The organism is Acinetobacter sp. V115_6 (assembly GCF_031799025.1).
Classification (GTDB): Bacteria; Pseudomonadota; Gammaproteobacteria; order Pseudomonadales; family Moraxellaceae; genus Acinetobacter; species Acinetobacter pittii.
On sequence record NZ_JAVQNO010000021.1, the window covers coordinates 1793727 to 1810001 of the forward strand.

Below are 16275 nucleotides of genomic sequence, written 5' to 3' on the forward strand. Positions count from 1 at the left end.
TTGCAAACAGCAGAGCAAACAAGGTTTTAAAATATTTATAATCTTAAAGCTTGTAATCATTCTGTAAAACTATCAACAATTTCCGGTTACATCCATTTGTTATAGGGTTATTAAATCAATTTGATTGTGTGGTAAATCCTAAAACGGTTCGAGCTTAACATGGGTTTATGACAATTAATAGAATTTTTTTCAATTATTTCCCCTATTTTTAGTTCTTTTTTTAAACAGCTTATTACAATATTTTTTATAGAAATTAGCCAGATCTTCTTCCATAAAATATGCTGCATTTACTAAAAATTTGTTAGAATATTTTTTTTAGTTGTTTTGATGATGAATGAGCAATACTTCCTCTAATACAGCACCCATTGAAATTAATGCCCTTGGACAACCCTGCCCAATGCCATTGTTAATGCTAAAACGTGAACTTAAAAAAGCGTCGGGCAAACAACAATTTTTATTAAAATCGTCAGATCCTCATAGTGAAATTGATGTAACTCGTTACTGTGGTTTACATCATTTTACGTGTCAAACTACACACATATCAGAAAGAGAATTTCACTATTTAATTGAAACTCAATAATTCTTTGCTAAACTAAAAGATTAGAAATTGCATAAAATTTTACATTTCTCTACCCAATTTTCCTTAATTATGAAGCTGATTCAAATTAAGATGAATTTATTGGTTATCCCATTCGATCCTATAAGGAGAACTCATGAGTGACAGCAGCAATCAATTGATGCCCCTGTCATTGTCTGCGCCCGGTGTAAACCTTGGTGCATATATCAGTACTGTCAATCAGATTCCTATTTTAACGGCCGAGCAAGAAAAAGAACTTGCTGAACGTTATTATTATGACCAAGATCTTGATGCCGCAAAAATGCTGGTAATGTCGCATTTACGTTTTGTCGTTCATATTGCGCGCAGCTATGCAGGTTATGGCCTACCACAAGGCGACCTTATTCAAGAAGGTAATTTAGGCTTAATGAAAGCCGTGAAACGTTTCGACCCAAATATGGGCGTGCGTCTAGTATCTTTTGCCGTCCACTGGATTAAGGCAGAAATTCATGAATATGTTATTCGCAACTGGCGTATCGTCAAAATTGCAACGACAAAAGCTCAGCGTAAATTATTTTTCAATTTACGTAGTTTAAAGAAATCGAGTAAAAAGTTAACGCTCGAAGAAGCTCAATCAATTGCGAATGACTTAAATGTAACTCCAGAACAAGTTCTGGAAATGGAAGGTCGTTTAACTGCTTATGATGCTGCTTTTGAAGCACAAGGCGATGACGACGACGATACTCCACACACAGCGCCTGCGTTGTATCTTGAAGATAACCGCTACGACCCTGCCCGTTTAGTCGAGAACGAAGACTGGGAAGAGCAAAGCACTTCAGCCTTGCATGATGCAATGGATCAGTTAGATGACCGTTCGCGTAATATTTTACAACGCCGCTGGTTAGATGATGATAAATCTACTCTTCACGAGTTAGCAGCTGAATATAATGTTTCAGCAGAGCGTATTCGCCAGCTTGAAAAGAATGCGATGGAAAAGATTAAAACTGCCATGTCAGCAAGCTAAAATAAATTTAAAAATAAAAGGGCGATTCGCCCTTTTGTTTTATCTGGCTATGTTTAGCCAACCCAATCTATGTTAACGTTGCCTTTCATTATTCAGTTGCGTTTTTTGTTATGTGGATCGCCATTTCAGCCCTTAATCTTGCTTTTGCAGTCATGTTGGGTGCTTTTGGAGCACATGGTCTTAAGGCTCACGCGGGTCCTGAGCAACTTGCTTGGTGGCAGACTGCAACCGACTACTTTTTTTATCATGCGCTTGGCCTACTAGCCCTTGGTATTTTAAGTAAGGTTCTTCCTCATTTCCCAATCAAGTTATCTTTCTTGCTTATCCAAATTGGTATTCTATTCTTTTGTGGTTCGCTTTATATCATGGCGCTGGGTTTACCACGAATATTAGGTGCAATTACGCCAATCGGTGGAGCCTTAATGATTGCGGGGTGGCTAGTCTTGGCTTGGAATGCTTTCAAATACGCAAAATAATCGGAATGTGATCATGCAAATTTATTTAAATGGCGAATTAACGGACACGCCTAGCCAAAACCTGTTGCAACTCATTCAGGAGTTGACACTTGAAGGAAAACGTTTTGCTGTTGAGCACAATCAGCAAATCGTTTCTAAAAGCAAATTAGAGCAAATTTCTATTGCTCAACATGACCGTATCGAAATTATTCACGCTGTTGGCGGCGGCTAAGTCGGAGTTATCCATGCAAGACACCCCTCTCATTATTGGTTCACGTTCTTTTCAATCTCGTTTATTGGTCGGAACTGGCAAATATAAAGACTTAAATGAAACGGATTTAGCTATTCAAGCCAGTGGTGCAGAAATCGTAACTGTCGCAATCCGCCGTGTGAATATTGGACAAAATCCAGATCAACCGAATTTACTTTCGGTCATTCCGCCAGAGAAATATACAATTTTGCCAAATACTGCAGGTTGTTTTGATGCTGACAGCGCAGTACGCACGTGTATGCTAGCGCGCGAGCTACTGGATGGTCATAACCTAGTAAAACTTGAAGTTCTAGGCGACGAAAAAACCTTATATCCAAATGTAACCGAGACTTTAAAAGCAGCTCGAACTTTGATTGATGACGGTTTTGAGATTATGGTCTATACCTCTGATGACCCGATCATTGCGCAAGAACTTGAAAGTATGGGATGTGTTGCGATTATGCCTTTAGGTAGTTTGATTGGTTCAGGTTTAGGTATTTTAAACCCGCACACTATTTCAATTATTAAAGAAAATGCGAAAGTACCAGTTTTAGTCGATGCAGGCGTCGGCACAGCAAGTGATGCTGCTATTGCGATGGAACTCGGTTGTGATGGCGTGTTGATGAATACAGCAATTGCAGCTGCGCAAAATCCTATTCTGATGGCTTCTGCAATGAAAAAAGCGGTTGAAGCTGGTCGTGAAGCATTTTTAGCAGGTCGTATGCCACGTAAACGTATGGCAAATGCAAGCTCGCCAGAAACAGGTTATTTCTTTAAGTAATCATTAATTTTGCCTAAATTTTAAAGCACCTAGAGCTATCGTGCCAAGTGGCATGGATGCCACTGTTGAACAGGGGCCACATGGATGTGCCCTCTGTTCAACAAAGGTTTTTGTTACTTTTGACCTTTCAAAAGTAAGGCATAACCCATATAGAATTTAATAAATTAAATATGAGGCCAAAGGCCGCATGGCATGTGAAATTATTAATTTAATTAAGCCACTTGCTCATCGCGCTTAAACACCAATTCTTTTGCCGATGAGTTATCAGCATCAAAGTAGTATCCATCGGTGTTGAACGCTTTAATATCCTCAGCTTTATTTAATTGGTTTTCAATCATAAAACGAGCCATTAAACCGCGTGCTTTTTTCGCATAGAAACTAATGACTTTATATTTGCCATTTTTCTGGTCAAGAAAAACTGGCTTCACAATTTCAGCCTTAATTTTCTTCTCATTAACAGACTTGTAATACTCATCCGAAGCTAAGTTTACAAGTAATTCAGAATTTATTGCTGCCAAATCTTCATTAATCTGGTTTGTGATAATTTCACCCCAGAATTCATACAAATTATGACCGCGTGTATTTTTTAATTTAGTGCCCATCTCAAGACGATAAGGCATCATTAAATCTAAAGGACGTAATAAACCATATAGACCAGAGAGCATACGTAAATGCTGCTGTGCAAAATCAATATCTTTATCTTTTAAATGGTATGCATCTAAACCCGTATAGACGTCACCTTTAAATGCATAAATTGCCTGACGAGCATTTGAAAAATCAAATTCGGGCTTCCAATCTCTAAATCGGTCTGCATTCAATGTGGCAATTTTTTCACTAACACTCATTAAACTCGCAATTTCCGAAGCAGAAAGTTTACGGCTAACATCAATTAATTGTGCTGAATATTCTAACAAGCGAGGCTGAGTAAACTCATCTGTAGGTAACGCTGTTTCATAATCTAAAGTTTTTGCAGGAGAAATTAAAGCAAGCATACATAACCTGAAAAAATTATTCTTAATACCAACTATAACAGTAGATATTTTTTAATGCTAACTCGTGTTTTCAATGACGACTATCGGTAAAATAGCATCACGTATTGTTATTTAGCGGTTCTTATATGTCTGAGCAAACTTTCATCCAGGGTCCAGTAGGTAAAATTGAACTTTTCGTTGACCGCCCTGAAGGTGAAATCAAAGGCTTTGCGGTTGTTTGTCATCCGCACCCATTGCAAGGTGGAACCCCTCAACATAAAGTCCCTGCCCTTTTAACCCAAATTTTTAATGAATATGGTTGTATTGTTTACCGTCCTAGTTTCCGTGGTTTAGGCGGCAGTGAAGGCGTTCATGATGAAGGCCATGGTGAAACTGAAGATATCTTAGCTGTAATTGAGCACGTTCGTAAGCTTCATGAAGGCCTACCATTTTATGCAGGCGGTTTTAGCTTTGGCTCACATGTTTTAGCAAAATGCTTTGCACAGCTTGCACCTGAATTACGACCTGTACAGTTAATTTTATGTGGTTTACCAACAGCTACTGTAGTAGGTTTACGTCACTATAAAACTCCTGAAATTCAAGGTGATATTCTACTCATTCATGGTGAGCAAGATGATATTACTTTACTTTCAGATGCAATTGCATGGGCAAAACCACAGAAGCATCCAATTACGATTTTACCGGGTGCTAACCACTTCTTTACAGGCTATTTAAAGCAACTTCGCCAAATCATTACACGTTTTATTATCATGAAATAAACGGTAATTTGATGGGCATAACTTGAGAGTATGCCCATCATTTTATAAGCCGTGTCATTATTGAAAATAATTCCAACTTAACCCAAATCAGGCTAAATATTTTTTCACTCGGTCGCTATTATTCGTTCACCATAATTTCTATAAAATTTTATAAATGTCTATAATCTCTCTAAACATTTGACTAAAAATTCCAAGAATATGCTTCATTTTACCTTTTTAGGCACATCATCAGGTGTACCCACACTTTCACGCAATGTTTCAGGATTAGCCGTTCGTAACAGTAAAAATAAGAACTGGATTTTAGTTGATGCTGGTGAAGGCACGCAGCACCGCATTCAGCAAGCCAAACTTTCTCTACAAAACCTAGTTGCCATTTGTATTACACACGTTCACGGTGATCATTGTTATGGCCTAGTTGGTTTACTGGCAAGTGCAGGCATGAATGCCCGTACAAAACCATTAATCGTGATTGCACCCAAAGAAATTCAACAATGGTTTAAAATCACTGCTCAACTTACAGACTTACATTTGCCTTATTCAATAAAATTTATTGATGTTAATGAAGCAACTCGGCCACAGCAGCTCACCGATGAGCTCTTTATTCAAGCACATCCACTAAGTCATCGTGTTCCGAGTTTTGCATTTAGTATTTATATAAAATCCACCCAGAAGAAGATAGATATTCAAGCTTTAACTCAGCTTGGCGTACCTAAAGGCGATATTTGGGGGCATTTAAAACGAGGCTACGATGTTGAGTTTGAGGGGCGAATTTTAAAATCTCAAGACTTTATCAAAATTCAAAATCAGCAGATTCATGCAATTATAGGTGGTGATAATGATCGGCCAGAATTATTAGCCGATGCTTGTAAGAATGCTCAATTACTTATTCATGAAGCAACTTATTTGCAAACAGTCTTAGATAAAGTAGGAAAAGGTCCAATGCACAGCTCAGCAAAAATGGTAGCTGAATTTGCAGAGCAGCAATCTCTAGATAATTTAATTCTGACACACTTTAGCCCTAGACATCAGGATAAAACTGGGCAGCAAGCTATTGCCGAAGAAGTTCGCCAATTTTATAAAGGTCATTTTTATTTAGCGAATGATTTTGACGAATTTACTTTAAGTGAAACAGGACAACTTTTAAAAATCGACTAAAAATTATATTTGTTGTGAAATCGAATTCACCGAATTGAGTCCAGATCATTTTCATGTAAAGGTGAAAGTTTAAGAAGCTCATAACTGAGCTTCTTATTTCTTAAAAAAATTACTCTACAGATGCCAAAGCAGTTACTAGTAACTTCCAGCATTTATCTACAGTATCAACTTTTACTCGTTCACCCGGTGCATGCGCACCTTGAATATCTGGTCCAAATGAAACCATCTGCAAATGTGGGTAATGTTCAGCAATAATCCCACACTCTAAACCCGCATGGATTACTTTAAGATTTGGTTCAATATCAAAAGCATTTTGATAGGCTTGTTGTAAGCACTTTAGAGCCGCCGAGTCAGGGTTTGGTGTCCAACCTGACACTAACGGTGTGAGTGCTGAAGCTATATTAAATTGACTAAAATGTGCCTGAATTTTTTCTGCAAAGTCTTGAGCTTCTTGGTTCACCATTGAACGAACCATTAAGACAGCTTTTCCGACCTCTCGATTTAATTTTACAACCCCGATATTGTTTGAGGTTTCAACCACATCTGGTAGAACTTGACTCATACTTGCAACGCCATAAGGACTTGTTGCCAAAGCTTGCAACCATTCATTTTGCTGTTGTTGAGCAATCACTTCTGTTACTTCAGCACTATTCGGTTGGATAGTTAATTGCAGATTATCATCAATACCCTGTAGCTGTTTTTTCCATACTGTTTGATATTCAGCAAGTAATTTTTCTAATTCGGATAATCGGTTAGACGAAATTGCAATGGTTGCCACTGCTTCTCGAGGTAAAGCATTACGAGCTGTACCACCGGTAAACTCCACAAGTCGTCCATCAAGCTTTGCTAAATACTCATTTAAAAAGCGGGCTAAAATAACGTTAGCATTGCCACGTCCTAAATGAATATCTACGCCAGAATGACCTCCTTTAAGACCCGCAACCTGAATATTCACAATGTTCAGATTTTCAGGGATTGGTTCATAAGTAAGTGGTTGTTCTACTTCAACATCAATACTTCCAGCACAGCCAAGATATAACTGCCCCCACTCTTCTGTATCAATATTAAATAACCATTTCCCTTTTAGGATCCCAGACTCTAAAAGCCGTGCACCACTCATCCCTGCTTCTTCATCAACGGTTAGAAGAACTTCAATTGGCCCATGAGCAATATCATTTGAATCTAATACAGCTAAAGCTAGGGCTACCCCAATGCCATTATCTGCACCTAAAGTAGTGTCTTTAGCAATCAACCAACCATCCTCAAGAACTGGGCGAATTGGGTCTTTAAAGAAGTCGTGTACTGTGCCAGTGTTGGCTTGTGTGACCATATCTAAATGGCCTTGCAGAATGACTCCAGATACATGTTCTTTACCCGCAGTCGCATTCTTACGGATAATCAAATTCCCCACTTCATCTACGTATGTTTCTAAATTCCGACTTTCAGCCCAGTTTTTTAAAAACTCACGAAGCTGCTGTTCATGCTTTGAGGGACGAGGAATAGTGCAAAGTGTTTGAAAATGCTGCCAAACCACTTGAGGAGATAATGCTGCAATATTAACTTGTGTCATGAAAACCACACTCTAATTATGTAAATATCGTAATAATTTCAATATACACAACGCATTAAAGATAGGTAGAGATTTGAGTAAAGATTTTGTATTTTTATATTTAATTTAAACAGAAAGTACGACTTTTCTAAAAGCCGTACTTCATGAATAACTCTTAACAGCCGTGCGCTTAGTTTTTCCATTCAAATGCTGAAAAGCTATGATCAGCTTTCAAACTATTTTCAACAGCCTGTGCAAGCTGGCGAATAATACTTTGTGTTTCAATTTTCTCAAACCAATCTTGTTCTTCATCTGGATTGGCAGAGATTTCACACATCAAATGCCCTTCATGGTCTGTTTTCTGACAAGTAATAGACAATGGTAAAAGATGATTATCTATACTGACTTCCACCTTTTCATGTTCATGCACAATATGCTGTGCATCAAAACCATAATGCCCCAATTGTTTAAACAGTAAAGCCGCTACATATTCTTGAGTGATATGGCATTCATTTGGTGGATGATCAAGCACCCCATGTTGTGGGCAACTGGCAATAAATTGTAATTTTTTCATCCTTTATCCTAACACTTTTATCATTATCTGCACTTAGCATAAGCAATAAACAAACAGCAGCCAAGCCTTTAGCCCGCTGCTGCCGTTGCTATTGTGTTAGCAATTATAAAATGTGTTAGGTCAAAAGTTATTGGCTAACTTCGATTGTTAAACCTGCACGATTCGCCAACTCAGTGAAAGTTGGGAAGCTTGTCGCCACAGTTTCAGTACCATGAATTGTAATCGGACCAGAATTACGAAGACCTGCCATGCTAAAACTCATCGCAATACGGTGGTCATGGTGTGATTCAATTTCACCGCCAGCAAAGATTGGTGACCAATCGCCAGATTTGCCTTTACCTTCGATAATAATGCCATCATCAGTTGGTGTGCAGTCAATGCCCATGATTTTTAAACCATCTGCCATGACCTGAATACGGTCAGACTCTTTCACACGAAGTTCCGCCGCACCAGTTAATACTGTTTGCCCTTCGGCACACGCTGCTGCAATAAACAAAGCTGGGAATTCATCAATTGCTAAAGGTACTTGGTCTTCAGGCATATGGATGCCTTTAAGCGTGCGTGAACCTTTAATATGAATATCAGCAATAGGTTCGCCACCGGCAATACGTTCATTTTCAACGGTCAGGTCAGCACCCATCTGTTTTAAAATTTCAATTACGCCTGTACGTGTTGGATTAATACCTACAGCTTCAAGAACAACATCGGAACCTTCTGTAATTGCAGCACCCACCATAAAGAAAGCAGCAGATGAAATATCAGATGGAACTTGAATATTAGTACCTACTAATTTTCCGCCACCAACAAGAGAAATCTTGTTGCCTTCAGTTTTAACATCATAACCAAAAGCACGCAGCATGCGCTCCGTGTGGTCACGAGTTGGTTCTGGTTCAGTGACTGAAGTTTCACCTTCAGCCCATAGGCCCGCAAGTAAAATACCCGACTTCACCTGAGCAGATGCCATTGGCAAGTCGTATTGAATACCTTTTAATTGCTGACCACCCGTAATGCTTACAGGTGGTGTACCTTTCTCACCTGTTGTCTGGATTTGTGCGCCCATTAAACGCAATGGCTTAGCAATACGCTCCATTGGACGTTTAGAAAGTGATGCATCACCTGTCATTACTGAATCAAATTTTTGTGCAGATAACATACCTGAAAGCAAACGCATGCTGGTTCCAGAGTTACCCATATACAAGGCACTCGCTGGTGCTTTTAAACCATGCATGCCCACGCCATGAATGGTCACTTCACCATTCTTAGGGCCTTCAATGCTTACACCCATATCACGGAAAGCTTGCAAAGTTGCCAAAGCATCTTCACCTTCAAGGAAGCCAGTGACATGAGTCGTGCCTTCGGCAATAGCACCAAACATAATGGAGCGATGTGACACAGATTTGTCACCCGGTACGGTAAATTTACCTTTAAATGCCTTATTTCCCGGTAAGATACTGAATTGCTGTGTCACCTTATTTTTCTCCATTAAAGGTTTTTTGGCTAACATATGATTGAAATGCTGACGTGCTGCCTGAGCATGGCCGAGTAAACCCATTAATGCATGAGAGTCTTCGTTTTCAATCAATTTTCTAAGTACGGTAAGTTGCTTTTCGAAGCCATCTACAGCATTTAATATGGCTGTTTTATTGGCAAAGAAAATGTCATGCCACATTTGTGGATCACTAGCTGCAATCCTTGAAAAGTCGCGAAAGCCACCTGCTGCATAGCGGAAAATATCAAGATTATCTTCACGATTCGCAAGTTGCTCAACCAAATTAAATGCCATCAAGTGCGGTAAATGACTTGTATGTGCTAAAACTTCATCATGCTTGGCAACGTCCATACAAATGACTTCAGCTTTAGCAGCAGACCAAAGTTGAATCAGTTTATCAACAGCCCATTCTGCACTTGTTGGCAATGGCGTTAAAATCACTTTATGATTTGCAAATAGATCAACCTTACCTGCATGAACACCTGTGTGCTCACTACCAGCAATAGGATGTCCCGGCACAAAACCTGTAGGTAAGTCTTCACCAAATACAGCTTTTGCTGCATCTACGACATTACCTTTTGTACTACCCACGTCAGTTACAATCGTGGTTTCTGATAAATAAGGTTTAATTTGCTCAAGCACTTTTTGTGTAGCACGCACTGGCAAGGCTAAAACAACTAAATCGGCCCCTTTCACAGCTTCTACAGGATCGGAAAATCCTTCTTGTATTAAGCCAAGTGATTTTGCATCTTCTAAAGTTTTCTGTGAGCGTGTAGATGCAACAACTATTGTCGCCAATTTTTCTGCAAAAATAACACGCGCCAAACTCGACCCGATGAGTCCTAAACCAATAAATGCAACTTTTTTAAATAGGGGTTGTGACATAACTTCAACTTTGCTTTTGCTCAAAGTGATTTAAACCTTTGAGCAATTTGTTTTTAAGCATAATGACATGACCATCTTGATGCATGTCATCATTCCAACATGAGTAATTAGAGAACGGCAGCAGGATAAGAACCTAAAATACGAAGCTCTTTTACCATTGGACGAATATCATTAATTGCTGCTGCAACATTTTCTTGATCGATATGTCCTTCTAAATCGATAAAGAATACATATGCCCATTTTTCAGGTAATGCTGGACGAGTCTCAATACTTGTTAAGCTAATATTGTGTTTTGCAAACGGCGCTAAAATTTCTAATAAAGCACCTGCACGATCATGTGCTGAGATCAATAACGATGTTTTATCATTGCCGCTTTGTGGAATTTTTTCACGACCAATCACTAAGAAACGAGTGGTATTTTCCGGATTATCTTCAATATTGCTATGTAAAATTTCAAGGTTATACATACCTGCTGCAATATCTGATGCGATCGCTGCTGAATGCCATTCGTTGCGAATACGGCGTGCAGCTTCTGCATTTGAGTTTAAAGCAACACGTTCAACACCCGGATAATGTGCGTCTAACCACTGACGACATTGAGCCAAAGTCTGCTGGTGGGCATAAATCTGTTTAATACTGTCTTTACGTGTATTTTCAGAGACAAGGAATTGATGATGAATACGTAATTCAACTTCACCAATCACATTTAAATTCGATGTTTTAAAACAATCTAAAGTATGGTTCACAATACCTTCAGATGAGTTTTCAACTGGCACTACGCCGTAATGTGCACTACCTGCTTCTACTTCACGGAACACTTCATCAATTGTTGGTAATGGACGAACAACTGCATCTTTACCAAAGTGTTTAAGCACGGCAGATTGAGTAAAAGTCCCTTCCGGTCCTAAAAATGCAATACTTTGCGGAGCTTCTAAAGCAAGGCAAGCAGACATAATTTCACGGAACAAACGCGCCATGGTGACATCAGACAAAGGACCTTGGTTGCGCTCCATGACTTTGCGTAAAACTTGTGCTTCACGTTCAGGACGATAAAACAAAGGATTCTCTTCAGAAGCAAATTTAGCTTTAGCAACAGCTTCAGCAAGGCTTGCGCGGCGATTTAATAATTCTTGAATCTGTTGATCTACACTATCAATATCTTCACGAATTTGTTCTAAACTAAGAGAAGTCGTTTTGTTTTGATCATCGTTGATCATTAGAATGCAGCCTCAGTAAAATCATCTTTTAAACGAGAGTATAACAATAGTCTGCTTTGATTTGTTAGGCAATATAGCTGTAAGAGCTTTTTTCATTAACCTTTTTGCTTCCATTTCTTGATTACTTTATTTGATAATGATTTTCATTTATCATTTGTATAATAAATTTTATTATCGCCCATTATGCAAAGATCATTTTTCCTTTTATCTACTAGTTTTTTATTGAGTACTTTAATAAGCTGTTCTACCTTCGCCCAAACGCCTATACAAAATCAACCAAAAATCGTTTTTCAAAATAATCAGGCTCAATTTCAAATTAAATCTAAAAATACAGGCCATGATTATCTTATTCAAATTTATAAACCGCCTGTCACCCCGCCCCAACATGGATATCCAGTACTTTATATATTAGATGGAAATGCTACATTTCCAAGTGCTGCCAATATTGCTCAGTCGATTGGCGCTGGTTCTACCAAATTAGGACTAGATCCACTCATGATAGTAGCGGTTGGTTACCCTCAGCAAAAAACCTTTGATGTGCAAAAGCGTGCTTATGATTACACTCCAAAACCTTCTGCTGAATTTCAAGCACAAGGTAAATATAAATATGGGGGTGCTGATCAGTTTATTACTTTTTTAAATAGCGAACTCAAGCCTACAATTGCAAAACAATTTCCGATTAATAGCCAACAACAAAGTCTTTATGGACATTCTTTTGGAGGTTTATTTGTGCTTTATCATTTTTTTCAAAAGCCAGATGCATTTCAGCGTTACTTTGCTGCAAGCCCTTCCCTCTGGTTTGACCAAGGCATGTTATTTCAGCAGTTAAATCATTGGCAAAGTCAGAAACCAAATCATTCCCCTTTACTCATGACCACAGTCGGTACACATGAGCAAGGTGGTCCTCGCACTCAACTTAACAATAAATTTAATGAAACAGATTTCTTTAAAGCCTTAGAAAATAAACGTTCAAACCAATTTAGTTATTGGCATTTTTATAATCCAGCTGAACAACACATTACAAATTTGTATGCGAGCTTGCCTAAAGCGCTTATGTTTGCTTCGTGCAAAGACATAGAAAGCTGTAAATCTTTATTTGATGGGCCATTGCAGCAGCCAGCCAAGTAAAAACATAATTACATTTAAAGATGATTATTTTGTTGTTCTTAAAGATAGTCCTCTTAATATATAGATTGGTTATACTGACTCAATATGTCATAACAACAGTAAAATAGAATGAATAAAATTATTGTTTTAAGCCTATTGGGTTTTGCAACTTTTAGTTTAACAGCTTGTGGCGGTTGTCCAATAATTGCAGGTTGCAATGGTACTGATAATTCTCCCTACTATATGACGACTGTCGGTAATCAAGTTCGTGGCATTCCAATCCCACCTCAAACCAAGCTGACATATCAGTCACAACATTTTAGGCAGAAATATGAGCAAACACATGCTTTAAAAGAGAAAAATTTATCAGGCATCTATTTACCACCAGATATAGCAATCATTTGGGGCGGTATGCCAGTAGATATGTTTATACAGTTTTCTAATCCCGAAATGAAAGGCTTCTCGGTCTATCCAGCACGAGGATTTAAAGCAGAATTATCAAATGAGTTTTTACGTTTATGGAAAAGCTGTGAAAGTGATTTAAACATTAACTTAAAGAATCCAAATGATTGGTCATTTAATCCTGAAAATATGAAAATAACGGGTTGTGGTGTCGTCTTTCAAGAACGTAGTAAATACACCGAAGATTCATTCCATCAAGATGAAGCTGATGAGTTTTTAAGAAAGATGAATCATGCATTACAGCAATTACCGAAACAACAAGACTATCCTGTCATTCAACAGAAGACCAAATAGTTAAAAACAAAACAGCCCATTCTAGGACAGGCTGTTTTTCTCTGCTCAATTAAGCTTTGCCAATTAATCCACGCGCTACGATTTCTTTCATAATTTCATTTGTACCACCGTAAATACGTTGAATACGTGCATCTACAAAGAAACGTGAAACTGGATATTCAGTCATATAACCATAACCGCCAAAGAGTTGCAGCAAGTTATCTGCGACTTTCATTTGCATGTCAGTGCTGAAGCTTTTAAGCGCTGCCGCAGTTTCCACATCTAGCTTGCCTTCTTGATATAGAGCAACATTTCTCTCATAGAAAGCAGCTGTAGCAAGCTCATCAATTTTTGCTTGTGCTAAAACAAAACGCGTATTTTGGAACTGTGAAATGGGTTGACCAAATGCATGACGCTCTTTTACATAAGCAGTTGCCAAATCAATTGCACCACGAATAGCGCCAATTGCGGTAGATGCAATAGCTGTACGTTCTCGCGGTAACTCTTGCATTAAATAAGCAAAGCCTTGTCCAGCTTGACCGAGTAACTGGTTTTTAGGAACTTTAACATTGTCAAAAAATAGCTCAGATGTGTCTTGAGAATGCAGACCGATTTTGTCTAAATTTGTGCCTTTTTTAAAGCCTTCTAGATGCGTATCTGCCAATAATAATGACACGCCTTTTGCACGCGCTTGAGGATCAGTTTTTACTGCAAGCACCACAAGATCAGCATGTTGTCCATTTGAAATAAAGGTTTTTGAGCCATTTAATAAATAATGGTCATCTTGCAAAATGGCGCTAGTACGCATTGATTGTAAATCCGAACCCGCTCCAGGTTCAGTCATACCAATTGCACCAACCACTTCACCTGTTACCATTTTCGGCAACCAATATTGTTTTTGCTCTTCTGTCCCGATGTGTAAAATATATGGTGCAGCAATTTCAGAGTGGCAAGAAATCGCTGTTGATAATGCACAAAAACCAGCACGTGCCGATTCTTCAACCAACATTAATGAATAATAGGTTGGTACGCCGTAACCACCGTATTCTTCTGGAACATCCACACACAAAAAGCCATTTTCGCCCAGTTGATTCCAGACAGAGCGAGGCATAATTCCTTCGCGTTCCCATTGGTCGTATTGCGGTGCAATATGCTCATTCATAAAACGTTTAAAATTATCACGGAATAATTCTAAATCTGCATCGTATGCCAACATAATATTTTCCTTCGGCTTTATTGTTTTATCTAATCTGATTGCTCTGCATGCTAATCATTTTTTAAGCTACTGTCATGACATAGCTGCTCATTAAAACTGTACTTTTCAGTCAGCCAATAAAAAAGGAAGCCAAAGCTTCCTTTTTTATATAGGTTTATTTGAATTAATCTAAACCTTCAGCGACTTGAGGAGTTTTTTGCTCCATCATTTTTCTGTCGACTTCATCTGGATTGTTTAAAGCATCATTTAGCTTATCTTTATCTAAAGCACCGACCCATTTTGCAACAACAATCGTTGCTAATGAGTTACCAACAAGGTTAGTTAATGCACGGGCTTCTGACATGAAACGGTCAATACCTAAAATCAATGCCAGACCTGCTACTGGAATATGTCCTACAGCAGATAAAGTTGCAGCCATAACAATAAAGCCAGAGCCTGTTACACCCGCAGCACCCTTAGATGAAATTAAAAGTACTAACAACAAAGTAATCTGATGTTGAATATCAAGCTGTGTATTTGTTGCCTGAGCAATAAAGATTGCAGCCATAGTCAAATAAATTGACGTACCATCTAGGTTAAATGAATAACCTGTTGGGATAACTAAACCAACTACAGATTTTTCACAACCTGCAATCTCAAGTTTACGTAACATACGAGGCAAAACAGATTCAGAAGAAGATGTACCAAGTACAATTAATAACTCTTCACGAATCAGGCGAATCATCTTAAGGATACTGAATCCGCTAATACGGCTGATCGTACCCAAAATTAAGAAGATAAAGAGTAAGCACGTAATATAGAAGCAGATAATGAGCTGCCCTAATTGTACGAGTGAACCAACGCCATATTTACCGATAGTGAATGCCATCGCACCGAATGCACCAATCGGAGCCAATTTCATGACCATATTCACAATGTTAAAGAACACATGTGCAACTTGATCAATAAATTTTAAAACTGGACGTCCCGCATCACCTAACTTATGTAAAGCAAAACCAAAGAGAATTGCAAAAAGAAGGACTTGTAAGATTTCACCATTTGCAAATGCACCAACCACCGTATCAGGGATGATGTGCATTAAGAAATCAATGGTAGATTGTGACTCACCAGAACTGACGTATTTTTGAATGCCCGAAGTATCGAGAGTGGTAGGGTCAACATTCATCCCTACACCCGGTTTAGCAATGTTAATTACAACAAGGCCAATTAGAAGTGCAATTGTCGAAACGATTTCAAAGTATAACAACGCAACGCCGCCAGTTTTTCCGACTGACTTCATGCTTTCCATGCCAGCAATACCGCTTACCACGGTACAGAAAATAACTGGAGCAATGATCATCTTGATCAAACGAATAAAGGCATCACCTAATGGCTTGAGTTTTTCACCTAACCCCGGAATATGCTGTTCGACACCATTGACAATTTGCGTTGAGCTTGGAGAAAAATGCCCTACCAAGATACCCGCAATAATCGCAATAATCACCTGAAAATAAAGTGATTTATAAATCGGTTTTTTAGCCATAACTTTACTT

16 protein-coding genes are annotated in these 16275 nt (G+C 38.5%); 9 read left to right on the forward strand and 7 right to left on the reverse strand.

The features are described from left to right. Positions 1–334: 334 nt before the first annotated feature. The 5 genes from RMA94_RS16910 (at position 335) to RMA94_RS16930 (ending at position 3066) form a co-directional block, all read left to right on the forward strand. A complete protein-coding gene (locus RMA94_RS16910; protein ID WP_005068314.1) occupies positions 335–580 on the forward strand; it encodes a sulfurtransferase TusA family protein in 246 nt (81 codons plus the stop codon). A 133-nt stretch (positions 581–713) separates the two neighbouring features. After that, on the forward strand, positions 714–1580 hold the full coding sequence (rpoH, locus tag RMA94_RS16915) for an RNA polymerase sigma factor RpoH (RefSeq protein ID WP_002115267.1): 867 nt from the start codon (positions 714–716) through the stop codon (positions 1578–1580). Between the two features lie 110 nt (positions 1581–1690). Beyond that, the gene (locus RMA94_RS16920) at positions 1691–2056 is read left to right on the forward strand and encodes a DUF423 domain-containing protein (protein WP_002115263.1); all 366 of its coding nucleotides are present in this window, start codon (positions 1691–1693) and stop codon (positions 2054–2056) included. Positions 2057–2069: 13 nt separating this feature from the next. Continuing rightward, positions 2070–2267, forward strand: a complete 198-nt coding sequence (thiS, locus tag RMA94_RS16925) for a sulfur carrier protein ThiS (RefSeq protein ID WP_311083805.1) — start codon at positions 2070–2072, stop codon at positions 2265–2267. Positions 2268–2280: 13 nt separating this feature from the next. Continuing rightward, complete coding sequence (locus tag RMA94_RS16930; RefSeq protein WP_001154366.1) at positions 2281–3066, forward strand: thiazole synthase; 786 nt, start codon at positions 2281–2283, stop codon at positions 3064–3066. Between the two features lie 212 nt (positions 3067–3278). Here RMA94_RS16930 and yaaA read toward each other — a convergent pair whose 3' ends face one another. Beyond that, positions 3279–4058: a peroxide stress protein YaaA gene (gene yaaA / locus RMA94_RS16935; protein ID WP_311083806.1), complete on the reverse strand. Its 780-nt coding sequence runs from the start codon at positions 4056–4058 to the stop codon at positions 3279–3281. Between the two features lie 125 nt (positions 4059–4183). Between yaaA and RMA94_RS16940 the strand changes: the two genes are divergently transcribed. After that, positions 4184–4816, forward strand: coding sequence for an alpha/beta hydrolase (locus tag RMA94_RS16940; RefSeq protein ID WP_068929491.1), 633 nt, complete (start codon positions 4184–4186; stop codon positions 4814–4816). 198 nt (positions 4817–5014) lie between these two features. Continuing rightward, positions 5015–5971: a ribonuclease Z gene (locus RMA94_RS16945; RefSeq protein WP_311083807.1), complete on the forward strand. Its 957-nt coding sequence runs from the start codon at positions 5015–5017 to the stop codon at positions 5969–5971. Between the two features lie 109 nt (positions 5972–6080). On the opposite strand, the gene RMA94_RS16950 is transcribed toward RMA94_RS16945, so the two are convergent. The 4 genes from RMA94_RS16950 to pheA form a co-directional block, all read right to left on the reverse strand. Next, positions 6081–7541, reverse strand: coding sequence for an aminoacyl-histidine dipeptidase (locus tag RMA94_RS16950; protein ID WP_311083808.1), 1461 nt, complete (start codon positions 7539–7541; stop codon positions 6081–6083). Positions 7542–7710: 169 nt separating this feature from the next. Next, entirely contained in the window at positions 7711–8094 is a 384-nt protein-coding gene (locus tag RMA94_RS16955) for a hypothetical protein (RefSeq protein ID WP_005068294.1), read from the reverse strand. Positions 8095–8221: 127 nt separating this feature from the next. Then, on the reverse strand, positions 8222–10468 hold the full coding sequence (locus RMA94_RS16960) for a bifunctional prephenate dehydrogenase/3-phosphoshikimate 1-carboxyvinyltransferase (RefSeq protein ID WP_311083809.1): 2247 nt from the start codon (positions 10466–10468) through the stop codon (positions 8222–8224). 107 nt (positions 10469–10575) lie between these two features. Next, entirely contained in the window at positions 10576–11685 is a 1110-nt protein-coding gene (gene pheA, locus RMA94_RS16965; RefSeq protein ID WP_002049199.1) for a prephenate dehydratase, read from the reverse strand. 183 nt (positions 11686–11868) lie between these two features. Between pheA and RMA94_RS16970 the strand changes: the two genes are divergently transcribed. Together RMA94_RS16970 and RMA94_RS16975 are read left to right on the forward strand one after the other, a co-directional pair. Beyond that, the gene (locus RMA94_RS16970) at positions 11869–12813 is read left to right on the forward strand and encodes an alpha/beta hydrolase-fold protein (protein ID WP_311083810.1); all 945 of its coding nucleotides are present in this window, start codon (positions 11869–11871) and stop codon (positions 12811–12813) included. 108 nt (positions 12814–12921) lie between these two features. Next, positions 12922–13548, forward strand: coding sequence for a hypothetical protein (locus tag RMA94_RS16975; protein WP_057076650.1), 627 nt, complete (start codon positions 12922–12924; stop codon positions 13546–13548). A gap of 49 nt (positions 13549–13597) precedes the next feature. Here RMA94_RS16975 and RMA94_RS16980 read toward each other — a convergent pair whose 3' ends face one another. Both RMA94_RS16980 and RMA94_RS16985 read right to left on the reverse strand, forming a co-directional pair. Then, positions 13598–14743 (reverse strand): acyl-CoA dehydrogenase family protein, encoded by a 1146-nt coding sequence (locus RMA94_RS16980; protein ID WP_311083811.1) that lies wholly within the window; start codon positions 14741–14743, stop codon positions 13598–13600. Positions 14744–14906: 163 nt separating this feature from the next. Beyond that, a complete protein-coding gene (locus RMA94_RS16985) occupies positions 14907–16265 on the reverse strand; it encodes a dicarboxylate/amino acid:cation symporter (RefSeq protein ID WP_002118145.1) in 1359 nt (452 codons plus the stop codon). Positions 16266–16275 lie beyond the last annotated feature (10 nt).